Origin of the sequence: Mycolicibacterium lacusdiani (assembly GCF_021916785.1) — a bacterium.
GTDB lineage: Bacteria > Actinomycetota > Actinomycetes > Mycobacteriales > Mycobacteriaceae > Mycobacterium > Mycobacterium lacusdiani.
In genome coordinates this window covers 84,714-109,399 of record NZ_JAKCFC010000006.1, presented here as the reverse complement: position 1 = coordinate 109,399, position 24,686 = coordinate 84,714, and the positions used below count along the sequence as shown (strand labels likewise).

The 24,686-nt window shown below is 68.7% G+C and carries 26 protein-coding genes; 16 read left to right on the top strand and 10 right to left on the bottom strand.

Going from position 1 to position 24,686, the window contains the following annotated elements; all coding sequences use genetic code 11:
- Positions 1-56 precede the first annotated feature (56 nt).
- On the top strand, positions 57-329 hold the full coding sequence (locus LOK44_RS18880; protein ID WP_237571646.1) for an acyl-CoA carboxylase epsilon subunit: 273 nt from the start codon (positions 57-59) through the stop codon (positions 327-329).
- Positions 326-958 carry a Maf family protein gene (locus tag LOK44_RS18875; protein ID WP_237571645.1) on the top strand — a complete coding sequence of 211 codons (633 nt, stop codon included), beginning with the start codon at positions 326-328 and terminating at the stop codon, positions 956-958. Before LOK44_RS18880 ends, LOK44_RS18875 begins: the two co-directional genes overlap by 4 nt.
- Positions 959-1,033: 75 nt before the next feature.
- Here the strand turns inward: LOK44_RS18875 and LOK44_RS18870 are convergent, their stop codons facing one another.
- The 3 genes from LOK44_RS18870 to LOK44_RS18860 all read right to left on the bottom strand — a co-directional run bounded on the left by LOK44_RS18870 (position 1,034) and on the right by LOK44_RS18860 (position 4,405).
- Positions 1,034-1,921: a type IV toxin-antitoxin system AbiEi family antitoxin gene (locus LOK44_RS18870; protein WP_237571644.1), complete on the bottom strand. Its 888-nt coding sequence runs from the start codon at positions 1,919-1,921 to the stop codon at positions 1,034-1,036.
- A 143-nt stretch (positions 1,922-2,064) separates the two neighbouring features.
- Positions 2,065-3,054 carry an NAD-dependent epimerase/dehydratase family protein gene (locus LOK44_RS18865; RefSeq protein ID WP_237571643.1) on the bottom strand — a complete coding sequence of 330 codons (990 nt, stop codon included), beginning with the start codon at positions 3,052-3,054 and terminating at the stop codon, positions 2,065-2,067.
- Positions 3,047-4,405, bottom strand: a complete 1,359-nt coding sequence (locus tag LOK44_RS18860) for a nucleotide sugar dehydrogenase (protein WP_237571642.1) — start codon at positions 4,403-4,405, stop codon at positions 3,047-3,049. The genes LOK44_RS18865 and LOK44_RS18860 overlap by 8 nt, the downstream gene beginning before the upstream one ends.
- 100 nt (positions 4,406-4,505) lie before the next feature.
- Between LOK44_RS18860 and LOK44_RS18855 the strand changes: the two genes are divergently transcribed.
- The 4 genes from LOK44_RS18855 to LOK44_RS18840 all read left to right on the top strand — a co-directional run bounded on the left by LOK44_RS18855 (position 4,506) and on the right by LOK44_RS18840 (position 8,233).
- Positions 4,506-5,402 carry a sulfurtransferase gene (locus LOK44_RS18855; protein WP_237571641.1) on the top strand — a complete coding sequence of 299 codons (897 nt, stop codon included), beginning with the start codon at positions 4,506-4,508 and terminating at the stop codon, positions 5,400-5,402.
- Positions 5,399-5,815, top strand: a complete 417-nt coding sequence (locus LOK44_RS18850) for a SufE family protein (protein ID WP_237571640.1) — start codon at positions 5,399-5,401, stop codon at positions 5,813-5,815. Before LOK44_RS18855 ends, LOK44_RS18850 begins: the two co-directional genes overlap by 4 nt.
- A 179-nt stretch (positions 5,816-5,994) precedes the next feature.
- Positions 5,995-7,800 (top strand): acetyl/propionyl/methylcrotonyl-CoA carboxylase subunit alpha, encoded by a 1,806-nt coding sequence (locus LOK44_RS18845; protein WP_237571639.1) that lies wholly within the window; start codon positions 5,995-5,997, stop codon positions 7,798-7,800.
- A gap of 100 nt (positions 7,801-7,900) precedes the next feature.
- Positions 7,901-8,233, top strand: coding sequence for a hypothetical protein (locus LOK44_RS18840; RefSeq protein ID WP_237571638.1), 333 nt, complete (start codon positions 7,901-7,903; stop codon positions 8,231-8,233).
- On the opposite strand, the gene LOK44_RS18835 is transcribed toward LOK44_RS18840, so the two are convergent.
- Entirely contained in the window at positions 8,230-8,799 is a 570-nt protein-coding gene (locus tag LOK44_RS18835; protein ID WP_237571637.1) for a nucleotidyltransferase family protein, read from the bottom strand. The two genes, LOK44_RS18840 and LOK44_RS18835, sit on opposite strands and share 4 nt — an antisense overlap.
- Before the next feature lie 33 nt (positions 8,800-8,832).
- Here LOK44_RS18835 and LOK44_RS18830 point away from each other — a divergent pair, with 33 nt between their 5' ends.
- Genes LOK44_RS18830 through pucL form a run of 4 tightly spaced genes read left to right on the top strand, consistent with a single transcriptional unit; the run spans position 8,833 to position 12,471 of the window.
- Positions 8,833-10,749, top strand: a complete 1,917-nt coding sequence (locus tag LOK44_RS18830) for a PbuX/PucJ/PucK family nucleobase permease (protein ID WP_237571636.1) — start codon at positions 8,833-8,835, stop codon at positions 10,747-10,749.
- Positions 10,750-11,253, top strand: a complete 504-nt coding sequence (gene uraD / locus LOK44_RS18825; RefSeq protein WP_237571635.1) for a 2-oxo-4-hydroxy-4-carboxy-5-ureidoimidazoline decarboxylase — start codon at positions 10,750-10,752, stop codon at positions 11,251-11,253.
- Positions 11,250-11,570 (top strand): hydroxyisourate hydrolase, encoded by a 321-nt coding sequence (gene uraH, locus LOK44_RS18820; protein ID WP_237571634.1) that lies wholly within the window; start codon positions 11,250-11,252, stop codon positions 11,568-11,570. Before uraD ends, uraH begins: the two co-directional genes overlap by 4 nt.
- Before the next feature lies 1 nt (position 11,571).
- A complete protein-coding gene (gene pucL / locus LOK44_RS18815; RefSeq protein WP_237571633.1) occupies positions 11,572-12,471 on the top strand; it encodes a factor-independent urate hydroxylase in 900 nt (299 codons plus the stop codon).
- A gap of 6 nt (positions 12,472-12,477) precedes the next feature.
- Here the strand turns inward: pucL and LOK44_RS18810 are convergent, their stop codons facing one another.
- Together LOK44_RS18810 and LOK44_RS18805 are read right to left on the bottom strand one after the other, a co-directional pair.
- Positions 12,478-13,266, bottom strand: coding sequence for an RNA polymerase sigma factor SigF (locus LOK44_RS18810; protein WP_237571632.1), 789 nt, complete (start codon positions 13,264-13,266; stop codon positions 12,478-12,480).
- Complete coding sequence (locus tag LOK44_RS18805; RefSeq protein WP_237571631.1) at positions 13,263-13,667, bottom strand: ATP-binding protein; 405 nt, start codon at positions 13,665-13,667, stop codon at positions 13,263-13,265. Before LOK44_RS18805 ends, LOK44_RS18810 begins: the two co-directional genes overlap by 4 nt.
- 286 nt (positions 13,668-13,953) lie before the next feature.
- Between LOK44_RS18805 and mbp1 the strand changes: the two genes are divergently transcribed.
- Positions 13,954-14,190, top strand: coding sequence for a microaggregate-binding protein 1 (mbp1, locus tag LOK44_RS18800; RefSeq protein ID WP_237571630.1), 237 nt, complete (start codon positions 13,954-13,956; stop codon positions 14,188-14,190).
- Between the two features lie 63 nt (positions 14,191-14,253).
- On the opposite strand, the gene LOK44_RS18795 is transcribed toward mbp1, so the two are convergent.
- Positions 14,254-14,589: an ArsR/SmtB family transcription factor gene (locus tag LOK44_RS18795; protein WP_237571629.1), complete on the bottom strand. Its 336-nt coding sequence runs from the start codon at positions 14,587-14,589 to the stop codon at positions 14,254-14,256.
- Positions 14,586-15,014, bottom strand: a complete 429-nt coding sequence (locus LOK44_RS18790) for an SRPBCC domain-containing protein (RefSeq protein WP_237571628.1) — start codon at positions 15,012-15,014, stop codon at positions 14,586-14,588. Before LOK44_RS18790 ends, LOK44_RS18795 begins: the two co-directional genes overlap by 4 nt.
- A gap of 124 nt (positions 15,015-15,138) precedes the next feature.
- Between LOK44_RS18790 and LOK44_RS18785 the strand changes: the two genes are divergently transcribed.
- From LOK44_RS18785 to LOK44_RS18775, 3 genes are read left to right on the top strand one after another with little or no spacing between them, the layout of a single operon-like run.
- Positions 15,139-15,972, top strand: a complete 834-nt coding sequence (locus tag LOK44_RS18785; protein WP_237571627.1) for an FAD binding domain-containing protein — start codon at positions 15,139-15,141, stop codon at positions 15,970-15,972.
- Positions 15,969-18,599: a molybdopterin-dependent oxidoreductase gene (locus LOK44_RS18780; protein ID WP_237571626.1), complete on the top strand. Its 2,631-nt coding sequence runs from the start codon at positions 15,969-15,971 to the stop codon at positions 18,597-18,599. Before LOK44_RS18785 ends, LOK44_RS18780 begins: the two co-directional genes overlap by 4 nt.
- A gap of 10 nt (positions 18,600-18,609) precedes the next feature.
- On the top strand, positions 18,610-19,164 hold the full coding sequence (locus LOK44_RS18775; protein ID WP_372481268.1) for a restriction endonuclease: 555 nt from the start codon (positions 18,610-18,612) through the stop codon (positions 19,162-19,164).
- Here the strand turns inward: LOK44_RS18775 and lat are convergent.
- Together lat and LOK44_RS18765 are read right to left on the bottom strand one after the other, a co-directional pair.
- Positions 19,152-20,495, bottom strand: coding sequence for an L-lysine 6-transaminase (gene lat, locus LOK44_RS18770; RefSeq protein ID WP_237571625.1), 1,344 nt, complete (start codon positions 20,493-20,495; stop codon positions 19,152-19,154). The genes LOK44_RS18775 and lat overlap by 13 nt on opposite strands.
- Before the next feature lie 49 nt (positions 20,496-20,544).
- On the bottom strand, positions 20,545-21,009 hold the full coding sequence (locus LOK44_RS18765; RefSeq protein WP_163918717.1) for an Lrp/AsnC family transcriptional regulator: 465 nt from the start codon (positions 21,007-21,009) through the stop codon (positions 20,545-20,547).
- Positions 21,010-21,114: 105 nt separating this feature from the next.
- On the opposite strand from LOK44_RS18765, the gene amaB reads away from it, so the two are divergent.
- Positions 21,115-22,671: an L-piperidine-6-carboxylate dehydrogenase gene (gene amaB, locus LOK44_RS18760; RefSeq protein ID WP_237571624.1), complete on the top strand. Its 1,557-nt coding sequence runs from the start codon at positions 21,115-21,117 to the stop codon at positions 22,669-22,671.
- A 133-nt stretch (positions 22,672-22,804) separates the two neighbouring features.
- Positions 22,805-24,685, top strand: coding sequence for a molecular chaperone HtpG (gene htpG, locus LOK44_RS18755; protein WP_249783812.1), 1,881 nt, complete (start codon positions 22,805-22,807; stop codon positions 24,683-24,685).
- Position 24,686 lies beyond the last annotated feature (1 nt).

Here is a 24,686-nt window from a genome sequence, read left to right as displayed (position 1 = left end):
GGAGCGAACGATTCAGCCGCTGTGACCGAGCAGACTCAGTGACCGAGGAGAGTTCCGTGACCGACGAGGCTCCAGTGACCGACGCGAGTGCCCCCGAACAGCACTCCGCCGCAAGCGAACCCGTGATCCAGGTCCTCAAGGGTCAGCCCACCGACGACGAGGTCGCGGCACTGGTGGCCGTGCTTGCCGGCGCGTCGAACGGCGTGACGTCCGCCGACCTCGAGGCCCACGAGCGGGACCTGTGGGGCCATCCGGTCGACCGGCTGCGCTACTCGATCTTCAGCTGGCAGAAGGTCACCTTGGTGGAGCGCTTGCACCTGCGTCGATGACGCGGGTCGTGCTGGGGTCGGCCTCCTCCGGCCGGCGCAAGGTGCTGCGCAGTGCGGGCATCGATCCCCTGGTGGTCGTCTCAGGTGTGGACGAGGACGCGGTGATGGCCGCGCTGCCAACCGATTCGACACCCGCCGCCGTCACCACCGCGCTGGCGATCGCGAAGGCAGAGGCCGTCGCGGCGGTCGTGGACCCGTCGGTCGCGGCGGACTGCGTGGTGATCGGCTGCGATTCGATGCTCTTCCGCGACGGCGAACTCTGGGGCAAGCCCGCGACCGAGTCGGCGGCCATCGAAGGTTGGCGAGCGATGGCCGGGCGGTCGGGCCAGCTCTATACCGGTCACAGCGTGATTCGCCTGCGCGACGACGTGATCGATGGGCAGGCCGCCGATCACACGGTGACGACCGTGCACTTCGGCAACCCCTCGGCAGACGATCTGGCCGCCTACGTCCGTAGCGGTGAACCCGTCGCGGTCGCGGGCGGCTTCACGCTCGACGGTCTCGGCGGCTGGTTCGTCGAGGGCGTCGACGGTGACCCGTCCGCGGTGATCGGCATCGGCCTGCCGCTCACCCGGCGCCTGTTCGACCGCGTGGGCCTCACGATCGCCGACCTCTGGCGGGACAACTAGCGACTTCCCACCGCGAGCAGACACCAACTCGCACGCCAGAGGCCATTCCAGTGCGAGTTGGTGTCTGCTCGCGGGTCAACTGGCCCGTGCGGGACGCGCGAGATGATGGCTGACCCGGTCGGCCAAGCGCCATGGCTCGACTCGCACGTCGTCGACGACGATCGGAACGTAGGTCCAGTCCATCTCCTGGATGCCTGCCGAACGCCTCTTGTCGCGAAGCATCTCTGCGCGGCCGGCGTGCCAGGCGACGCTCTCGTACTCGGCGACGACGTGCTGCTCCGGCCAGGCGAAGTCCACGCGCCAGAGCTCACCGCGGGGACCGCGGATCTCGAACTGCAATTCGGGTATCGGCAGGTCGTAGTCGATGAACACCAGGCGTGCTTCGCTCTCCATCGCCGACTCCGCTCGCCCGTCGGCGAACGGCAGCAGGTCACGTACCTGCACGATCCCGCGTCGCCCCACCTGTTCCCAGACGGCGCGCTCGAGGTCGTCGTGGGTACACGACCCGGATGCCAAGGCCCCGTCCAGAACCGCCAATGCCCGGGGCCTTGGCAGCTGCCGGGCCACTTCGACAGCGGTCCACGCGGGCGACGTCGCCAGCCTGCCCGCAACGCGCCGCAGCGGGGCACCCGTGCGCTGGTGCACGGTGAGGCCGACCTTCGACCGCAGTCGAATACCGGGGTCGAGGACGTGGACGCCGGTGGTGTTCTCGAAGTCGAAACCGTAGAGCGCCGCCGCCGTGCCCATGCACGCGACGACCGGCCGACCGACGAACAGATCGAGCGCATCCAACCTGCCGGCGAGGTCAGGTGTTCGAGCGGCGTAGACGCCCTTCCACACCTTCACCAGGCCGCCGTTGCGCACCTGCACGTCGAGTTGCTGCCGCGTCATCACGGTGAGCAGTTGCGCCGTGGTCGCGATGCCGCCGAATCGGCCGATGACGTCGCACGCAGTCGAGTGCATGCCCGAATCCTGCGCAACGGCAGTGCAGTCGGCCAGACCCTTCGTGCCGGCCTGTGGATAACTGCCCTACCGCGAGCAGACGCCAACTCGCACGCACGAGGCCACTCGAGTGCGAGTTGGTGTCTGCTCGCGGGCCAAGCGGGCTACATCAAGTCGTTGGCGGGCTTGTCGTTCCGGTGCTCGCGGTACCAAGCCACCGTGCGCTCGAGCCCTTCGTCGAGGTTGGTCACCGGGGACCAGCCAAGGCCGTGCATCTTCGTGATGTCGGCGCAGCGCCGCGGGGTGCCGCCGTACTGGATGGGGCCCGGGCGGATGTCCAGGTCGACGCCGACGATCGTCCCGATGCGGTGCGCGAGGTCCCGGATCGAGACCTCCTCGTCGCTACCGATGTGGTAGATCTCGCGGTGTCCGCCCTTGTCGTACATCGTGAGGATGCCCTCGACGACGTCGTCGACGTAGCAGAACGAACGCGTTTCGCTGCCGTCCCCCTGAATGTCGAACGGCGCCTTGCCTTCTGGGTGGGCGTCCTGGGCCGCGAGGGCACGCATGATGAACTGCGGCTCGACGTGCTTCCAGCCCATGTTCGGTCCAAAGACGTTGTGCGGCCGGAATACCTGCACCTGCCGGTAGTGCTCGCGGCCGTAGTTGAAGGCGATCAACTCGCTGACGATCTTCCCGCCGCCGTAGGAGTACCGGGGGTTGAGGCTGTCGGGCAGCATCAGCGGAATGGTCTCAGGCGTCGGGATGACCGCAGGTGTCTGGTAGACCTCGGCGGTCGACGCGAACACCAGGTCGGGCACGCCCACGGCGCGGCCGGCGTTCGCGACGGCCATCGCCCCGAGCATGCCGACCTCGAGGACGAGTTCGGGTTGGGTGTAGAAGTTCTCGGTGCCGTTGATCGCCGCGAGGTGCATGACGACCTCGGCGCCGGCGAACGCCTTCTCCAGCGCTGCCTGATCGCGCACGTCGCAGGTGTGCAGCTCGACGTCGTCGGCGACCTCGGCGAAGCGGCTGGCATCGCCGCGCACCATGTTGTCCACCACCACGACGTCCCAGCCGTCGTGCACCAGACGCTTGACGAGGTACGCGCCGATGAAGCCACCGCCCCCGGTGACGACGACGCGCTTACCCACGGAACGGCTCCGCGGCACCCACGGCGCCCGACTTTCCGACCGCGAAGTAGGAGTCACCCAGCTCCGACGGCGGCAGGTGGCTGAAGTGGTTCCAGTAGTCGAAGACGAAGCCCTCGGGGTTCATGAACTCCTTCATGGCGCGCGGCGAGATGGTCTTGAGCGACGGGTGGTTGTTGCCGATCACGACGACCGACGCTCCACTCACCGCGTCACCGAGCCGACTGAAGTTGCGTTCGTCGGGGAACTCGCTGGCCAGCAGCTCCTGCGGGGTCACCGGGTCGTAGACGCCGATCTCGGCCTCGGGGTGGGCCTTCTTCAGGGCGTCGAGCACCTTGATCGACATCGAGCCGCGCAGGTCGCTGGTCTCCGGCAGACCCTTGAACGCCATGCCGACCAGGTTGATCTTGAGCGGGCTGGGCAGCTCGCGGCGCTTGATCTCGCTGCTGATGAACGCGACGGTCTCCTCGGGCTGGCGCTCATTGACCACGCGGCCCGCCGAGGTGATCTCCAGCTCGATGCCGCGGCTGCGCGCGCTCTCCATCAGGATGTGCGGGTCCTTCTCGAGGCACGGGCCGCCGACGAGTCCGGGTAGCGGAATGTTCGTCCGGTCGTAGCCGAGCTTGCCCGACGAAATGACCTCGTGTGCGCTGACGCCGAACGCGTCGCACACTCGGGCGACCTCATTGGCAAATGCGAACTGGACGTCGCGGAACGTATTGCTGACCAGTTTTGCGATCTCGGCGGTTTCGATGCTGGAAACGAGAACGATCGAATTGGTGAGTTTGCGGAAGACCGCTGCGGCGCGGTCGGCAGTCGCCTGATCGTCGGCGCCCACGATTTGCGGTAGCTCGCGCAATTCCTGCAATGCCTTGCCCTCGAGGGTGCGCTCGGGGCACATGGCGATGTCGAACGTCTTGCCGCTGGCCGCCAGGATCGGTGACACGACGTCGCGCGTCGTCCCGATCTTGACCGTCGAGCGCAGGATGACCAGGGCCCCATCCTGCATGTTGGAGGCGATGTCGCGGGCTGCGGCCTCGATCATGTCCACTCGGGCAACGCCCTCGGGCGACAGCGGCGTGCCCACGGTGATGATGTAGACGTCACAGCTGAAGCCGTCGTCGAACCGTTCGGCGGCGACCAGTTTCTTCGACTTGGTGACCCCGGAAAGGGCATCGGGAAGGCCCGTTTCGGTGAAATGCGGAATTCCGGAGTTCGTCATGTCGACGATCTCGGACCGTTTCTCCACGCCGATGACCGAGTTACCCGCTTCTGCGAGCACCGTGGCCAAGGTGAGACCGACGTAGCCGAGGCCGACGATCCCGACGTCAAACTTTGCTGGCAAAGCGCTCATTCCTGAGATTCTTACAGCAGTGGGTATGGTGCCGCCAACTCCACGTCGAGTCTGATCCCGATGTGTCGTGTCCGCATTTCCAGGTGGGTAGGCTCGCACTGTGCCACTGCCTGCAGACCCGCATCCGTCCCTTGCCGAGTACGCGCACCCGGAGCGCTTGGTCACCGCCGACTGGCTGGCCGGCAACCTCGGCCGTCCGGGCCTCGCCATCGTGGAGTCCGACGAGGACGTCCTCCTCTACGACACCGGCCACATCCCCGGTGCGGTGAAGATCGACTGGCACGTCGACCTCAACGATCCGAACGTCCGCGACTACATCGACGGCGCACAGTTCGCCGACCTGATGAACCGCAAGGGCATCAGCCGCGACGACACAGTCGTCATCTATGGGGACAAGAGCAACTGGTGGGCGGCCTACGCCCTGTGGGTGTTCACCCTCTTCGGCCACCCCGACGTTCGGCTGCTCGACGGCGGCCGCGACATGTGGGTGTCCAACGGCCGCGACACCACTCTCGACGTGCCGTCCAAGCAGACGACCGGCTATCCCGTCGTCGAGCGCGAGGACGCGCCGATCCGCGCCTTCAAGGAGGACGTGCTCGGTGCGCTGGGCACGCAGCCGCTCATCGACGTGCGGTCGCCGCTGGAGTACACCGGTGAACGCACGCACATGCCGGACTACCCCGAGGAGGGCGCGCTGCGCGGCGGGCACATCCCGACGGCGCGGTCGATCCCGTGGGCCAAGGCCGCCGACGACAGCGGCCGGTTCCGCACGCGCGCCGAACTCCAAGAGCTGTACGGCTTCCTCTCCCCCGAGGACGACACGGTGGTCTACTGCCGCATCGGGGAGCGCTCCAGCCACACCTGGTTCGTGCTGACCCACCTGCTCGGACTGCCGAACGTGCGCAATTACGACGGTTCATGGACCGAGTGGGGCAACGCCGTGCGCGTACCCGTCGCGGTCGGCGACGAGCCGGGTGAGGCTCCCGGCGCGTCATGACCATGCCCGCCGCCCTGGCGGACGTGGTGTCCGACTTCAACGAGATGCAGGGCCAGGACAAGCTGGCGCTGCTGCTGGAGTTCGCCAACGAGCTCCCGCCATTGCCGAGCGATCTCGAGGAAGCCGCGATGGAGCCGGTGCCCGAGTGCCAGTCGCCGCTGTTCCTGCACGTCGACGCGGCCGACCGCGATCGGGTCCGGCTGTACTTCAGTGCTCCCGCCGAGGCGCCGACCACCCGCGGGTTCGCCGCGATCCTGGCCGCGGGCCTCGACGAACTGTCCGCCGACGAGATCCTCGCCGTGCCCGATGACTTCTACTCCGACCTCGGTCTCGGGAAGCTGATCAGCCCGCTGCGCCTGCGCGGGATGTCGGCGATGCTGACGCGCATCAAACGCCGGCTGCGCGACGCCTGAGCGTCGCTGCGGCCGTTCGGATTCCCCAGCGGCAGCACGAGATCACCAGGGCCGGGCGGCCTCCAGCGGACTTACCCGCCGGTAACCAGCACCGGCTCGCCGGGACGGAAATCGCGCCGCCTAAACTGCCCCAGATAGATTCTTAAAGACGTTTCTTAGACACGCCACCAGGAGGCGCAGTGCCCAGTCACGCCAGCTCGAAGATCTCCAAGGTGCTCGTCGCCAACCGCGGCGAGATCGCCGTCCGGGTCATCCGGGCCGCCAAGGACGCTGGGCTGGCCAGCGTGGCCGTGTACGCCGACCCCGACGCCGACGCGCCACACGTCCGGCTCGCCGACGAGGCGTTCGCCCTCGGCGGCCAGACCTCGGCGGAGTCCTACCTGGTCTTCGAGAAGCTGCTGGACGCCGCCGCGAAGTCCGGCGCGAACGCCATCCACCCCGGCTACGGATTCTTGAGCGAGAACGCCGAGTTCGCCCAGGCCGTGATCGACGCCGGCCTGATCTGGATCGGGCCGAGCCCGCAGTCCATCCGCGACCTGGGTGACAAGGTCACCGCCCGCCACATCGCGGCGCGCGCCGAAGCCCCGCTGGTGCCAGGCACGTCGGATCCCGTGAAGGACGCCGACGAGATCCTGGAATTCGCCAAGGAGTACGGCCTCCCGATCGCCATCAAGGCGGCGTTCGGTGGCGGTGGCCGCGGCATGAAGGTCGCCCGCACGCTCGAGGAGATCCCCGAGCTGTTCGATTCGGCCACCCGCGAGGCCGTTGCCGCCTTCGGCCGCGGTGAGTGCTTCGTCGAGCGCTACCTGGACAAGCCGCGCCACGTCGAGGCACAGGTCATCGCCGACACGCACGGCAACGTCGTCGTCGCGGGCACCCGCGACTGCTCGCTGCAGCGCCGCTTCCAGAAGCTCGTCGAGGAGGCGCCCGCGCCGTTCCTGACCGATGCGCAGCGCAAGGAGATCCACGAGTCGGCCAAGCGCATCTGCAAGGAGGCCGGCTACTACGGCGCGGGCACCGTCGAGTACCTGGTCGGCCAGGACGGCCTGATCTCGTTCCTCGAGGTGAACACCCGCCTGCAGGTGGAACATCCGGTCACCGAGGAGACAGCAGGCATCGACCTGGTGCTGCAGCAATTCAAGATCGCCAACGGCGAGGCCTTGGACATCACCGAGGACCCGACGCCCCGCGGCCACTCGATCGAGTTCCGCATCAACGGCGAGGACGCCGGCCGCGGCTTCCTGCCCGCTCCGGGCCCCGTCACCAACTTCGTCCCGCCAACCGGCCCTGGCGTGCGCCTGGACTCCGGCGTCGAGACCGGTTCGGTCATCGGCGGCCAGTTCGACTCGATGCTGGCCAAGCTGATCGTCAGCGGCGCCACCCGCGACGAGGCGCTGGCGAGAAGTCGCCGAGCCCTTGCCGAGTTCACCGTCGAGGGTCTCGCCACGGTCATCCCATTCCACCGCGCCGTGGTGTCCGATCCCGCGTTCATCGGCAACGGTGAGGGCTTCGACGTCCACACCCGCTGGATCGAGACCGAGTGGGACAACACCGTCGAGCCGTTCACCGGTGGCGAGGCACTCGACGACGAGGACAACCTGCCGCGTCAGAAGGTCGTCGTCGAGATCGGCGGCCGCCGCGTCGAGGTATCGCTGCCCGGCGATCTGGCGCTCGGCGGCGGGGGCACGGCTTCCGCCGGTGGCCCCGGCGTCATCCGCAAGAAGCCCAAGGCGCGCAAGCGTGGCGCAGGCGGCAACAAGGCCGCGTCGGGCGACTCGGTCACCGCACCGATGCAGGGCACCGTGGTCAAGGTCGCCGTCGAGGAGGGCCAGCAGGTCGCCGCTGGTGAGCTGATCGTGGTGCTCGAGGCCATGAAGATGGAGAACCCGGTGACCGCCCACAAGGACGGCACCATCACCGGACTCGCCGTCGAGCCCGGCGCCGCCGTCACGCAGGGCACCGTGCTCGCCGAGATCAAGGACTAGCGACCGGCACGACCATCCCCGAGACTGCGGGGAGATCGCGATTCTCTCGACTTTCGCGCTCTCCCCGCAGTTTCGGCGTTTCGGAAGGAGGTGGGGACCCGTGGATCCCGTCGAGATCAACAACGGCACGTGGTACCTGAGGGGGCTGCGCTACGACGACCGGGTCGACGACCGTCCCGCGCTCGCCGAACTCGGTGAGACCGACCTCGACTACGTGCACGACGCCGAGGACGGCTGGGCGGACGACACCCGCTACACCTGGGCCGTCTGCGAGCCGACCACGGGCGAGTTGCTCGCCGAGGTGACGCTCGACCCGAAGACGTCGTTCATGAGCAGCCGGGCGCGCCCCGGTCACGAGGACGCCGCGGCGATGTCCGAGGACACGGTCCGCCGGTACGCCTCCGAGGTGCTCGGCCTACGGGTCGAAACCTAGCGCTCATCGGGCCCTTGCTCTTCGCGCAAGCGCTCATCGACGTCCAACCCGGTCGCCACGTCCCCACACTCCACCCGCACCACGTCGTCGCGCGAAGCCAGGAACGGCCGGGCACCCTCGTCCCCGGACAACGTGGCGAGCAGCGCAGGCCAGAACCGGGAAGCGATCACCACGGGGTGTCCCGGTCGGCCCCCGTAGGTGGCCCGCGCCAGGCCGGTCTCCGCCGATCGGGCCAGCACGCGCGCCACGACGTCGGCACGGACGTCGGGGGTGTCGACGGTGTGCAGCACGGCCAGCGCGGCGCCGTCTGCGGCCGACACTCCGGCGCGGACCGACGCGCTGACGCCGCTGGCCCAGTCGTCGGCGACGACCGCGCGTGCCGGTGCGGGAACGTCGACCACCGCGGCACCGAGCACGACCACCACGTCGTCGCAGCCGCCGTCGGCCAGCGCGGTGACCGCGCGGCGCAGCCAATCCCCGTCTTCGGCAAGCACTTTGGGCATGCCGAAGCGGGTGCCTGCGCCGGCGGCCAGCACGATGCCCGTGACCAGATCCCGATTCGACATGCGGATATCGTCCTCCTGCCCGATTCTTGACCGATGACGGCCCAGACTCCGGCCCGCTCGGAGGCCACCGCCCGAAAGCGCGTGCACCCGGTCGACGAGGTGCTGCCCATCCCCCAGCTGGCCACTTACGGCTTCCAGCACGTCGTCGCGTTCTACGCAGGCGCGGTGCTGGTGCCGATCCTGATCGCCAGCGCCATCGACCTCCCTCCTGCGGACCTGGTCAAGCTGATCACCGCGGACCTGTTCACGTGCGGTATCGCCTCGATCATCCAGGCCGTCGGGTTCTGGAAGGTCGGCGTGCGGCTCCCACTGCTGCAGGGCGTGACGTTCGCAGGCGTGTCGCCGATCATCGCCATCGGCCTCGCCCACGGTGGCGGCGCACCCAGCCTGCTCTACGTGTACGGCGCCGTCATCGTGGCGGGCGTCTTCACGTTCCTCATCGCGCCGATCTTCATCAAGCTGCTGCGTTTCTTTCCACCCGTCGTCACCGGCACGCTCATCACGATCATCGGGCTCTGTCTGGTGCCCGTCGGTGCGCACGACGCCGTCGTCAACCCGCACACCGGCGAGACCGACCCGACCAACGTGCGATGGCTGCTCTACGCGCTCGGCACCATCGCGATCATCGTTGCGATCCAACGCATCTTCCGCGGTTTCCTCTCGACCATCGCGGTGCTGCTGGGCCTCGTGATCGGCTGCACGGTGGCGTTCGCGTTGGGCGACATGGACTTCGACGCGGTCGGTCAGGCGTCGGCGTTCGGCTTCACCCCGCCGTTCCTGTTCGGCATGCCCAAGTTCGACTTCGTCGCGTGCCTGACGATGATCATCGTGCTGCTCATCACCGCAGTGGAGTCGACGGGCAGCACGTACGCGACCGGCGAGATCGTCGGCAAGCGGATCAAGCCGTCCGACATCGGCAACGTGCTGCGCGCCGACGGCATCGCCACCACCATCGGCGGCATCTTCAATTCGTTCCCTTACACGGCGTTCTCGGAGAACGTGGGGCTCGTCCGGCTGACCGGGGTGAAGAGCCGCTGGGTCGTCGCCGCCGCGGGCGCCATCATGATCGCCCTCGGCTTCCTGCCCAAGGTCGCCGCCATCGTGTCCTCCATCCCGCAACCCGTGCTGGGTGGGGCGGCACTGACCCTGTTCGCCACAGTGGCCGTCGTCGGCATCCAGACGCTGGGCAAGGTCGACTTCACCGACCATCGCAACCTCATCATCGTGACCACCAGCGTCGCCCTGGCGCTGTGGGTGACGAGCTATCCCGATGTGGCACAGGCACTTCCGCCCGGCATCGACCTGCTCTTCGGCAGCGGCATCAGCATCGGCGCGATCAGCGCGATACTGCTGAACGTGGTGTTCTTCCACCTCGGCTCGCGGGGGCCACGCGTCGCCGGTGGCGGGTCCATCACCCTCGACGAAGTGAACGCCATGACCGAGGACCGGTTCACCGAGGTGTTCGGCCACGTGGTCCAGGACGTCCCCTGGGCCATCGAGCGCGCGTACGCCGCCCGCCCGTTCGCCGACACCAGGACCCTGCGGGAGGCATTCCAGGACGCCGTGCTGACGGGCTCACCCGAGCAGCAGACCGAATTGCTGCGGGCGTTCCCCGATCTCGGCGCCGAGGACGAGGTGGGGCACGCCCTGGCCGTCGATCACGCGGCGCTGTCGAACCTGGACGAAGACGACCACGACGACGTGGTGCACCTCGCCGACGCGTACCGGGAGCACTTCGGCTTTCCGCTCATCATCTGCGCCCGCGAGACCGCCCGCTTCGACCGCGTGTTGCGCAACGGCTGGTCGAGAATCGACAACTCAGCGGCCGTGGAACGGGCGTTCGCGCTGATCGAGGTCGCCAAGATCGCCAACTACCGGTTCGGCGACCTGGTGGCCGACGCGAATCCCATCGCGGCGGCCCGGTTCGGCCGGCTCGACGAATTCCAGTAGATGTCCGGCGTCGACGAGTTCAACCGGATGAGCGAGCGGCAGCGCATGCACGTGCTGTTCGGCGTGTGCTCCTCGTCGATCTGGGCCAGGCGGGTGCTCGCCGGCGGTCCCTTCCCCGACGCCGACGCGCTGCTCGACCGCGCCGACCGGGTGCTGGCCGAGCTCCCCGACGCCGAGATCGACGCGGCGCTCGACGGTCATCCGCGCATCGGGGCGCGTGCGGACAACCCGTCGTCGGCCCGCGAGCAGGCTCGCGTCGCCGACGCCGCCGCCGAGGTGAAAACCGAACTGGCAGCGAAGAACCGGGAGTACGAGGAGCGGTTCGGGTACGTCTATCTGGTGTGCGCCAGCGGGCGGTCCGCCGAGGAACTGCTCGCGATCCTGACCGAGCGGCTCGGCAACGACCCGGAGACCGAGCGCCGTGTGATGCGCAACGAGCTGGCCAAGATCAATCGGCTGCGCCTGGAGCGACTCCTTGCCTCCCCTGGCAGGCTGAAGGGATGACGATCTCGACCCACGTCCTCGACGCCGTCACGGGCACACCAGCCGCGGGTGTCGCCGTCACCCTCCTCGACGCCGGCTACGCCGTCCGCTCCGAGGGCCTCACCGACGACGACGGCCGCATCTCCCGGGTGGCCGAGGCGCTGCCCACCGGTGTGTATCGGCTCCGGTTCGACACCGGCGCCTACTTCGCACGTCTCGGTACGCCGGCGTTCTATCCGGAGGTCACCGTGACGTTCGAGATCGTCGACGCCACAGCGCATCACCACGTGCCGCTGCTGCTGTCGCCGTACGCCTATTCGACCTACCGAGGGAGCTGACGTGTCGGGCATCATTCTGGGCGAGAACCAGTACGGCAAGGCCGAGAACCGCATCGTCAGGATCTACCGCGACACGCCCCGGCACGAGATTCACGACGTCAGCGTGTCGACTTGCCTGCGTGGCGACTTCAGCGCCGCCCACCTCGAGGGCGACCAGTCCGACGTCCTGCCCACCGACACGCAGAAGCAGACCGCCTACGCCTACGCGAAGGAGAAGGGTCTGCGGTCGATCGAGGACTACGGCCTTGCGCTGGCCCGCCACTTCGTCGGTGACGTCGCACCGGTCACCGCGGCCCGCATCGAGATCGACGAATACGCATGGGAGCGAGCGAAAGTCAACGGCGCCGAGCACGACCACACCTGGGTGCGCAAGGGCCAGGAGGTGCGCACCGCTGCCGTCACGGTGGACGCCGATGGTGAATGGGTGGTGGCAGGGTTCAAGGATCTGGTGATCCTGAAGTCGACGGGGTCGGAGTTCGCCGGGTTCCTCACCGACCCCTACACCGTCCTCGAACCGACGCGCGATCGCGTGATGGCGACCTCGCTCGTCGCACAGTGGCGCTTCGACACCACCGAGGTCGCGTGGGAGCCCACCTACGCCGACGTCAAGGCCCGGCTGATCGAGCAGTTCGCCGTCGTTCGGTCACTGGCCCTGCAGCAGACGCTGTTTCACATGGGCAGGGCGGTCCTGGAGCACCATCCCGAGATCGTAGAGATCCGGCTGTCGGCGCCCAACAAGCACCACTTCCCCTACGATCTGGCGCCATTCGGCATCGACAACCACAACGAGGTGTTCCATGCTGACGACCGGCCGTACGGACTGATCCAGGCGACGGTCACCCGTGACGACGCGCCCCCGGCAGGCCCGGCGTGGGACGCCCAGCGCAGCTGGCTCGGCTGAGCGGCGCTACTCCAGCTGATCGCGTAGCTGCGCCAGCGACTTGGCGAGCAGACGCGACACGTGCATCTGGGAAATGCCGACCCGCTCGGCGATCTGGGTCTGGGTGAGTGACTCGAAGAACCTCAGCACCAGCACCGTGCGCTCGCGTTCCGGCAGCGATGCGAGCAAGGGACGCAACGCTTCCCGGTTCTCGATCCGGTCGAGGTTGCTATCCATGTCGCCGAGCGTGTCGGCGATCGCCGGCGCCTCCTCGGTGCCGCTGCCGCCGCCGTCGATGGACATGGTGTTGTACGAGCTGCCCGCGATGAGGCCTTCGACCACTTCCTCGCGGTCCATCTCGAGTTCGGCGGCGAGTTCCGTCGGCGTGGGCGCCCGGCCGAGCCGCTGGGACATCTCCGCGGTCGCCGCGCCGAGGCGCAGGTGCAGTTCCTTGAGTCGCCGCGGCACCTTCACCGACCAGCTGTTGTCGCGGAAGTGCCGCCGGACCTCGCCCATGATGGTGGGTACCGCGAACGACACGAAGTCCGAGCCGGCGTTCACGTCGAACCTGATGACGGCGTTGACCAAGCCGACGCGGGCGACCTGAACCAGGTCGTCGCGTGACTCGCCGCGACCGTCGAATCGGCGGGCGATGTGATCGGCGAGAGGAAGGCAGCGCTCGACGATCCGGTCACGCTGGCGACTGAACGCGGGCGAGCCCTCTTCGAGGTCGGCCAAGGTGCGGAACATGTCGATGACGTCCGCGTACTCCGAGTTCGATCGTGCCGGCGAACCCTGGGAGGACGACGCCGTCACCGAAGAGAACTCACTCGTCTCGTCGACATGGAGATGCCTACGATCTGCCCGTCGCCCGGCCCTTGGCCGTCTTGATAGGTCTTGATGTCGTCGGTCAGCGAGCTGAGCACGTGCCAGCTGAAGCTTCCTGGTTCCATGATGTCGGTCGTGGTACACGACGTCGATGCGTCGATGACGACCTCTTCCAGTTCGGAGCGCACGACGACCACCAGCGTGGCGTCGGGAACGGCGGAGCGGATCAGACGGGTGCATGCCTCGTCGACGGCGAGCCGCAGATCGGCGACGGTGTCGGAATCCAGGTCCTCGAAGGTGCCCACCGCCGCAACGAGGGTGCGCAGGAGCGCCAGGTTCTCCAACCTGGCGGCGACCCTGAATTCGACCTTGTCGTCCACTTCTGTCACGCGTCCTCCTGCCGACCTCCCGAGAGACTACCCCCGGGGGATTTCCGACTACTCACGAACTATCCGTTGCCCCACCGGAGGCGGGGCGCAACGTCGATGTCGTTGACCTGGCGGCCCCTTCGCGGCATGCGCGCAGGACCGACGAGGGACGCCATGACCCGGCTTTCATAACCGTTTTTAGGGTCGGCTAAACCCGGCCCGGTCCGTGCGTCGGATGCCACGGTCCCCTGCGCCGAGCGGCCCGATGGTGCGTTTGGCGACCGATCTTGACGGGAAGACAGCAGTCATGAGCGATCAGAACAGTGGACCCGCTGAGGGCATCAAGGGCGTCGTCGAAGACGTCAAGGGCAAGGCCAAGGAAGCCGTCGGCACCGTCACGGGGCGCGGCGACCTGGTGAACGAGGGCGAGGCCCAGCAGGACAAGGCCGAGGCTCAGCGTGAGGCTGCCAAGAAGGAAGCCCAGGCTGACGCCGCCCGCGCCGGCGCTGCCGCGGCAGAGAAGCGCCAGCAGGCCAACCAGTAGTCGATCGGCGAAGGGCCCGGCCGGAGTGATCCGGTCGGGCCCTTCGTCGTGCCGGTCGGGTGCCTAGTCCAGGCGTTCGGCGATGCGCTTGATCGCAGCCAGGCGTTGATCCCAGCGGCGTCCGATCGTCTCGAGTTCGGTGGCGAGTGCGCTCAGCCGCGCGCCCAGCGCCCGGTATCGCACCTCGCGTCCGGACCGGATTGATTCGACGAGCCCGGCGTCGGCCAGCACCGCGAGGTGTTTGGCGATCGCCTGCCTGCTCACCGGCATCCGGGCGGCAAGCGCGCTCGCGGACAGATCGTCACGCCCGACCTCGGTCAGGATCCGCCAGCGGGTCTCGTCGGCGAGCGCTGCCAGGACGGCGGGGACCTCACCGACCACCCCCTCGTCGCCGCTCATCGCGACTCGACGAACGCCACCAGTTCGCCGAGTTCGGCCTCCCAGCCACCGACATTGCCCTCGTGCTTGCCCGCGGGGTCGTCGAGTTCCTCGAAGCCGGTCTCGAGTAGGGACAGGCGGGTGCCCGACGCGGTCTCGGCCAGGTCGAACCGGACGACGGTCGAATTGCCGGGCGCCGGGTCGGCGCCCGCCACGTGGGCCCACCGGTAGATCAGCGTCTTGGGCCGGTCGACGTGCTCGATGGTGACGCGGGATTCCGCTCCGTGCTCGGTCCACCCGAACAGACCCTTGCCGCCCGGGCGGGCGTCGAATTCGCAGCGGTCGCCGAACCACTCCGCGATGAGCTTCGGTTCGGTGAGCGCGGCCCACACCTTCTCGACTGGGGCATCGATGTCGATGGACTTGGTGATCTCGAGTGTCGCCATGGGGTTCTCCTTCGGTCGATGATGTGCAACTTCATGGTTGCATGCCCTGCCAGCGTCATGCAACCCCCGAGTTGCACGATTCGATCGAGGTGCGTCCAGCGTCCCCGGTGCCTACCGTCTAGTGATGGACCTCGACAGCGTCGAAGCGGTCATCACACCGACGTGCCGCGACGACGTGTGGCCACTGCGACCGGGCGACACCATGATCGCCGGCGGCACGTGGCTGTTCTCCGAACCTCAACCGCAGGTGCGCCGACTCGTCGACCTCACCGCGCTGCGGTGGCCACCGATCGAGGCAACCGACGACGGGATCGACCTGGCCGCCACCTGCACGCTCGCCGACGTGTCGTCGCTGTCCACCACGCTCGTACTCGACCGGCCCGACTGGTCCGCGGCGCCGCTGTTCCATCAGTGCTGCACCGCACTGCTCGCGTCGTCCAAGATCTGGCGCACGGCCACCGTCGGCGGCAACCTCTGCCTCGCCTACCCCGCCGGGGCCATGATCTCGCTGCTGGCCGCCCTCGACGGCGACGTCACCGTGTGGCGGGCCGACGGCACCGACTACCGGCTTCCGATCGCCGACTTCGTGACGGGAGACTCGGCCAATGCGCTGCGACCGGGCGAACTGATCCGTTCCGCGCACCTCCCAGCGCGGGCACTGCGCGCACGCACGGCCTATCGCAAGCTCGCACCGTCGGCACTCGGACGCTCCGGGATCGTCGTGATCGGCCGTCGTGACGCCGCGGTCGACGGTGGGCGTGTCGTGCTGTCGGTGACCGCGGCGACCGTGCGGCCCCACGTGTTCGCCTTCGCCCACTCCCCGACGCCCGAGGACCTGCGTGCCGCGCACGCCACCATCCCCGCCGACGACTGGACGGTCGACGCGCACGGGGACCCGGACTGGCGAGCGGCGATGACGCTGACGCTGGCTCAGCAGGTCTGTGCGGAACTGACATGACCGTCACGGTGAACGGCGATGCGCTGCAGGATGATCCGTGTCCCGGTCAGTGTCTGCGCACCTATCTGCGTGAGCACGGCCACTTCGAGGTGAAGAAGGGGTGCGACGCCGGCGACTGCGGTGCCTGCTCGGTACTCGTCGACGGCGCCGCCGTGCACTCCTGCGTGTTCCCGGCGTTCCGTGCCGCAGGCAGGGCCGTGACCACCGTCGCCGGCCTCGGCACCCCCGACGATCTGCACCCGGTGCAGCGACGGTTTGCCGAGGCCGCGGGCTTCCAATGCGGCTTCTGCACCGCGGGCATGGTCACCACGGCCTCGACCCTGTCCGACACCGACGACCTGGCCGAGCAGCTCAAGGGCAACCTGTGCCGGTGCACCGGCTACCGGGCGATCGCCGACGCGGTCGCCGGCCGCAGGAACGTCGAGAAGTCCGAGGGCGCAGCCGATCCCGGCCGATCCATCGGCGCACCCGCGGGACTACGGGTGGTCACCGGCACCGAGCAGTACACGATGGACTTCGCGCCCCCGGGACTACTGCACATGGCCGTGCTGCGCAGCCCCGTTGCCCACGCTCGCATCACGTCGATCGACACCGCTGCCGCGCAGTGCATCCCGGGCGTACGACTGGTGCTCACCCACCACGACAGCCCGCCCGTAGCGTTCTCCACCGCCCGGCACGACGACCGCAACGACGACCCCGACGACACCCTGATCTTCGACGACACCGTCCGATTCGCCGGCCAGCGGGTCGCCGCGGTGGTCGCCGAGAGTTCCGCCGCCGCCACGGCCGCCTGCCGCGCCATCGCCGTCGAATACCAGGTGCTGCCAGCCGTATTCGATCCCGACACTGCTCGGTCCCCTGGCGCGCCAGTGATACACGCGGACAAGGGGCCCGAGGCGCGGATCCGCGACGTCTCGCGCAACGTGGTCGCCGAACTGCACGGCGGCCTCGGCGACGTCGATGCGGGCGTGGCGGCGGCGCGCGCCGCGGGCGGGGCGGTGGTCAGTGGTCGGTGGACCACCCAGCGCGTACAGCACGCGCACCTGGAGACCCATGGGTGCACCGGCTGGCGCGACGAGCACGGTCGCCTGGTGATCCGGACGAGTTCGCAGGTGCCGTTCCTGGTGCGCGACGAACTGTGCCACCTCTTCGGCCTGGACCGCGACGGGGTGCACGTGTTCACCCGCCGGATCGGCGGTGGGTTCGGCGGCAAGCAGGAGATGCTGGTCGAGGACGTCGTCGCGCTGGCCGTGCTGCGTCTGGGCGAACCGGTGCGCTACGAGTTCAGCCGGTCCGACGAGTTCGTCGCCGCTCCGTGCCGTCATCCCTTCCGGGTCGACGCGACGGTGGCGGCCGGCCCGGACGGCGTACTCACCGCGCTCGCCGTCGACGTGCTGGTCGACGCCGGCGCCTACGGCAACCACAGCCCCGGCGTGATGTTCCACGGGTGTGGCGAGTCGATGTCGGTGTACCGCTGCCCGAACAAGCGCGTCGACGCAGAGTCGGTGTACACCAACAACATTCCTTCCGGTGCGTTCCGCGGTTACGGGCTCGGACAGGTGATGTTCGCGGTCGAGTCGGCGCTCGACCAGCTCGCCGCCGAACTCGGGATCGACCCGTTCGACCTGCGTCGGAGCAACGTCGTGGTGCCGGGTGACCAGTTCACCGACGCGCACGTCGTCGAGGACGACCTGACCTTCGGCAGCTACGGGCTCGACCAGTGTCTCGACCTCGCGCAGCAGGCGATGCGGACCGGCAACGGCGTCGCGCCGCCCGAGGGTCCGCAATGGCGGGTCGGCGAGGGCATGGCGGTGGCGATGATCGCCACCATTCCGCCGCGCGGGCACTACGCCGAGGCGTCGATCGAACGGGATGCCGACGGCGACTACACCCTGTCGGTGGGCACCGCGGAGTTCGGCAACGGCACGTCGACCGTGCACGCTCAGCTGGTCGCCGCCGAGTTCGACGTCCCCGTGGACCGGGTCCGGATCCGGCAATCCGACACGGACGCAACGGCATACGACACCGGGGCGTTCGGGTCGGCGGGAACGGTGGTCGCCGGGCTGGCGGTGCAGGCGGCGTGCCGCGACCTGCGCGGCCAGTTGTCGGCGACCGGATCGGCGGCCGGGGTCGGGCACGGTCGCCACGACGGGACGCCGCGGTCGGTCGCCTTCAACGTCCAGGCTTTCCGGGTGGCCGTCGACGTCGAGACCGGCGTCGTGCGGATACTGCAGTCGGTGCACGCCGCCGACGCCGGCGTCGTGCTCAACCCCGAGCAGTGTCGCGGGCAGGTGGAGGGCGGGGTGGCCCAGGCCATCGGATCGGCCCTGTACGAACAGATGCACGTGGGCGACGACGGAGCGGTCACCACGACCACCCTCCGCAACTACCACATCCCGCAGTTGGCCGACGTGCCCGTGACGGAGGTCTACTTCGCCGACACCGTCGACGCGCTGGGACCGCTTGGCGCCAAGTCGATGAGCGAATCGCCGTACAACCCTGTGGCGCCGGCGTTGGCCAACGCGATCGCCGACGCATGTGGCGCACGGCTGCGCGATCTACCGATGACCCCCGCGCGGGTGTGGCGGGCGTTGCGGTCCGACCCGGCTGTCGGCACCCCGCCCTAGAGTTCGGGCCGTGTGGAAGGTCATCTGCGCCGTCGGCGTCCTCGCAGGCATCGCCGCCTACCTGAGCGGGCTGGACCCCATGTGGAGCGTCGTCGTCGGCGTGCTGAGCCCGGCCGTGCCCGCGTTCCTGGTGGGTGTCGCGCGTGGGGCGCGCACCGAGAGCCCGCGCGAGCACCCTGCCGCCGACAAGCAAGCCATGTCCGGCACCGAGTTCGAGGACTACGTCGCGCGCATCGCCCGCACGTGCGGCGTCCCAGTCATCATGACGCCGCTATCCGGCGACTGGGGTGTCGACCTCATCGTCGGGAAGCGGCCGCACCGCCTGGCGATCCAGTGCAAACGCCAGTCCCGGCCCGTCGGCACGGGCGCCGTCCAGGAGGTGGTCGCCGGCGCCCCGATGCAGGACTGCACTCAGACGATGGTCGTGACCAACCACGACTTCACCCCCGCCGCACGGCGTTTGGCCGAGCTACACGGCTGTGTGCTGGTCGGTGGCGCCGAACTCACCAGGCTGGCCTCGACGATCCGCGCGCTGACGGTGCCCCAGGGCGGTCAGCGCATCTGAGCGAGCACGCCTCGCACCGCGTCGACGGCGGCGTCGAGGTCGGCACGCGTGACGGTGAGCGCGGGCCGGAACCGCACACTGTCGTGCCCGCTGGCCAGCATGATGACCCCGGCGTCCCACAGCCGCGCGACCAACGCGTCACGCTGCGCGGCCGAGGGCATGCTGAACGCGCACATCAGGCCGCGCCCCCGAGGCGCAAGCACCAGGGTCGGGAACTCGTCGGCGAGTTCGGTGAGCCTGTCCAGGAGGTGCCTGCCCGCGTCGGCGGCGTGGGCGAACAGGTCGTCGGCTTCGATGACCTCGAGGATGCGGCGGGCGCGCACCATGTCGGTCAGGTTGCCGCCCCATGTCGAGTTGATCCGGGAGCTGACGGCGAAGACGTTGTCGGCGACCTCGTCGACGCGCCCACCCGCCATCACACCGCAAACCTGGGTCTTCTTCCCGAACGCCACGACGTCCGGCCGTACGCCCAGCTGCTGGTAGGCCCACGCGGTTCCGGTGATGCCGCAACCGGTTTGGACCTCGTCGAAGATCAGCAGCGCGTCGAACTCGTCGCACAGGTCGCGCATCGCGGCGAAGAACTCGGCCCGGATGTGACGGTCGCCGCCCTCCCCCTGGATCGGCTCGGCGATGAAGCACGCGACGTCGTGCGGGTTGGCCTCGAAGGCGGCGCGGGCCTGTCGAAGCGACTCCGCCTCGAGGTCGGCGATGTCGGCACCCGGGCTGGGCACCGGGGCGTCGATGCGAGGCCAGTCGAACTTCGGGAACCGGGCGACCTTGTTCGGATCGGTGTTGGTCAGCGACAGCGTGTAACCGCTGCGCCCGTGGAAGGCGCCCCGTAGATGGAGGACCTTGGTCCCGAGCTGGGGATCCAGCCCGCGGGACTCGTTGAGCCTGCTCTTCCAGTCGAAGGCGACCTTGAGGGCATTCTCGACCGCCAGGGCGCCGCCGTCGACGAAGAAGAGGTGCGGCAGCGCGGGGTCGCCGAGCACGCGGGCGAACGTCTCGACGAAGCGCGCCATGGGGACGCTGTACACGTCGGAGTTGCTCGGCTTGTTCACGGCGGCGGCCGCGAGTTCGGCGCGGAAGTCGGGATCCTCGGCCAGCGCAGGGTGGTTCATCCCGAGCGCCGACGAGGCGAAGAACGTGAACATGTCCAGCATCCGCGCACCGGTGCGGGCGTCGACGAGATGCGAACCCCGTGAGCGCTCGACGTCGAGGACGATGTCGAGTCCGTCGGCGAGGATGCTCCGACCGAGCACCTCGTGGACCTGGTCGGGTCGCACAACGGGTCCGGTCGAGTGGGAGCGGGCAGGCAGGACGGCGGTCATGCAGGAAATACTAACGCATTATTTACGGTCTACGTGACTCTGACAGGAATCATTCCGGTACGTAGTCACGTCCATCGTAAAAAGTCTGTAGGATGATCGTGCTTCGGGTGCGGACGTTCGCCGCCGTCCTGATCTGTTGCAACAACCCCTCCAGCGCACGCGCCGAAGGGACGCGCACCAGCAGGACGTAGCTCTCGTCCCCCGCCACGGAGTGGCACGACTCGATCTCGTGAATGTGCTCGAGCCGGGCCGGCGCGTCATCGGGTTGCGACGGATCGAGGGGGGAGATGGCGACGAACGCCGACAGCATGTTGCCGACTGCCTCGGGACTGATCCTGGCGCGATACCCGGTCACCACGCCCCGCGACTCGAGTCGCCGGACCCGCGCCTGCACCGCCGAGACCGACAGCCCGGCGCACGCCGCGAGGTGCGCGAGGGTGGCGCGACCGTCGGCGACGAGTGCCCGGGCCAGCTTCCGGTCGATCTCGTCGAGTTCGTCGGGCGCGTCGCTCATGGCCGGAGACTATCGCGGGCGCCGACGCTCACGCCGAACCCCGAGACACCCAGACACTTCAGAAGACACTTCGAACCTGCAGAACCACGACGAGAAAGCGACATCATGACCACCATGAACACCTCGAAGCCCGCGGCCGGTTCGCAGCCGACCGCCGACGACCTGCGCGACCGGGTACGGGCCGCGCTGCAGGCGATCGGCGCCCACGTCACGCTCGGCGAGCCCGGAGCACCCGGGCTCGCCGCCAGCACGCCGGTCACCGGAGACGTGCTGTTCGCGGTCGCCGAGACCACCGTCGAGGACACCGACGAGGCCATCGCCGCGGCGTCCCGCGCGTTCGTCGCGTGGCGCACCACGCCGGCCCCGGTGCGTGGCGCACTGGTGGCTCGGCTCGGCGAACTGCTGGTCGAGCACAAGGCGGATCTGGCGACGCTGGTGACGGTGGAGGCCGGGAAGATCAGCTCCGAGGCGCTCGGCGAGGTCCAGGAGATGATCGACATCTGCCAGTTCGCCGTCGGGCTGTCGCGTCAGCTGTACGGCAAGACGATCGCCTCCGAACGGCCCGGGCACCGGCTGATGGAGACGTGGCACCCGCTCGGCGTCGTCGGCGTCATCACGGCGTTCAACTTCCCGGTCGCGGTGTGGGCGTGGAACACCGCGGTCGCGCTGGTGTGCGGTGACACCGTGGTGTGGAAGCCGTCGGAACTCACTCCGCTGACCGCCATCGCCTGCCAGGCGCTGATCGAGCGCGCGGCGGACGACGTTGGCGCGCCGCGGGACGTGAGCCGGCTCGTGCAGGGCGCCAGGGAGATCGGCGAACGCCTCGTCGACGATCCGCGCGTCGCGCTGGTGTCGGCCACCGGTTCGGTGCGGATGGGCCAGAAGGTCGGGCCGCGGGTGGCCCAGCGGTTCGGCAAGGCGCTGCTCGAACTGGGCGGCAACAACGCCGCGATCGTGACGCCGTCGGCCGATCTCGATCTCGCGGTGCGCGGCATCGTGTTCTCCGCCGCGGGCACCGCGGGCCAGCGCTGCACCACGATGCGCCGGGTCATCGCACACCGCTCGGTGGTCGACGCGGTCATCGAGCGCGTCGCGACCGCCTACCGCAGCCTGCCGGTCGGCGACCCGTCGGCGGACGGCACCCTGGTGGGTCCGCTCATCCACGAGCGGTCCTACCGCGACATGGTGGGGGCCCTCGAGCAGGCCCGCGCCGACGGCGGCGAGGTGATCGGCGGCGAGCGGGTCGACCTGGGTGAGGGGTCCTACTACGTGCGGCCAGCAGTGGTGCGCATGCCGTCGCAGACCTCGGTCGTGCACGACGAGACGTTCGCGCCGATCCTCTACGTCATGGCCTACGACGACCTCGACGAGGCCATCGACATGAACAACGCCGTCCCGCAGGGTCTTTCGTCGGCCATCTTCACCACCGACATGCGGGAGGCCGAACGCTTCATGGCTGCCGACGGGTCCGACTGCGGTATCGCAAACGTCAACATCGGCACCTCGGGCGCGGAGATCGGCGGCGCCTTCGGCGGGGAGAAGCAGACCGGCGGTGGCCGCGAGTCCGGGTCCGACGCCTGGAAGGCCTACATGCGCCGAGCGACCAACACCGTCAACTACTCCTCCGAGCTGCCGCTCGCCCAGGGCGTGACGTTCGGCTGAGCGGTTTCGGCGCGCTGGCCCGCGGTGACCGCGGCTTTCCGCGCCGAAGTCGCGAAGGATTATCATCGGCGCCGTGAGCGAGCAGGTCGAAACACGAGAATTCCAGGCCGAGGCCCGTCAGCTGCTGCAGCTGATGATCCACTCCATCTACTCCAACAAGGACTCGTTCCTGCGGGAGTTGGTCTCGAACGCCTCCGACGCGCTGGACAAGCTCCGCCTCGAGGCGTTTCGCGACAAGGACCTCGACGTCGACACGTCGGATCTGCACATCGAGATCGACGTCGACCCGGATGCCCGCACGCTGACCATCCGGGACAACGGCATCGGCATGAGCCGCGACGAGGTGGTCGACCTGATCGGCACCCTCGCCAAGTCCGGCACCGCCGAGCTGCGCCAGAAGTTGGCGGCGCAGCCCGGTGATGCGGAACAACTGATCGGTCAGTTCGGCATCGGGTTCTACTCGACGTTCATGGTCGCCGACGCGGTCGAACTCCTGACCCGCAAGGCGGGCGAGACGTCCGGCACGCGTTGGGAATCGAGCGGTGACGGCAGCTACACCATCGCGGCGGTCGATGACGCGCCGCAGGGCACGTCGGTTACGTTGCACCTCAAGCCCGCGGACGCCGACGACGAGCTGCACGACTACACCTCGCAGTGGAAGATCCGGGAGCTGATCAAGAAGTACTCGGACTTCATCTCGTGGCCTATCCGGATGCAGGTCGAGAAGACGGTTCCCGCGCAGGAGGAAGGTGGCGAGGCTGCCGGCGGGCAGGAGCGAAGCGACTCGGGGAATGTCCGAGTCAGCATCGAGACCGAGACGGTCAACTCGCGGACGGCGCTGTGGGCCAAGCCCAAGAGCGAGGTCTCCGCCGAGGAGTACGCGCAGTTCTACAAGCACGTCGCGCATGCGTGGGACGAGCCGCTCGAGGTCATCGCGATGAAGGCCGAGGGCACGTTCGAGTATCAGGCGCTGCTGTTCATCCCGTCACAGGCGCCGTTCGACCTGTTCAACCGGGACGGACGCGCCGGGGTCCAGCTGTACGTCAAGCGCGTCTTCATCATGGGCGACTGCGACGAGCTGGTGCCCGAGTACCTGCGGTTCGTCAAGGGCGTCGTCGACGCACAGGACATGTCGCTGAACGTGTCTCGCGAGATCCTCCAGCAGGACCGCCAGATCAAGGTGATCCGGCGCAGCCTGACCAAGAAGGTGCTCTCGGCGCTCAAGGACCTGCAGGCGAACCGCCAGGACGACTACACGACCTTCTGGACCCAGTTCGGCCGGGTGTTCAAGGAGGGCCTGATCTCCGACGGTGACAACCGCGATGCGCTGCTGAGGCTGTCGTCGTTCGCGTCGACCGCCAGTGACGAGCAGTCGACCACGCTCGCCGACTACGTCGCCCGGATGAAGGACGGCCAGGAGCAGATCTTCTACGCGACGGGTGAGTCACGGCAGCTGCTGGAGCGTTCGCCGCACCTGGAGGCGTTCAAGGCCAAGGGCTACGAAGTGCTGCTGCTGACCGACCCGGTCGACGAGGTCTGGGTGGAGTCGGTGCCGGAGTTCGACGGCCACGCATTGCAGTCGGTGGCCAAGGGCGAGGTCGACCTCGGCGCCGCCGACGAGAAGACCACCGAGCAGGGCGACTTCGCGGATCTGCTCGCGTGGTTGAAGGAGACGCTCGACGACCACGTCAAGGAGGTGCGCCTGTCGACCCGGCTGACGTCGTCGCCGGCCTGCCTGATCACCGACACCTTTGGCATCACCCCGCAGTTGGCGCGGATGTATCGCGCGTCGGGTCAGGAGGTGCCGGTCGGCAAGCGCATTCTGGAGTTGAACCCCGACCATCCGCTCGTCACCGGTCTGCGGCAGGCTCTGGCCGACTCCGAGACCAAGGACGGACTGGCCGAGACCGCCGAGTTGCTGTACGGCACGGCGCTTCTCGCCGAGGGTGGTGCGCTAGACGATCCGGCCCGGTTCGCCGCGCTGCTTGCCGACCGGCTGGCGCGGACCGTCTAGC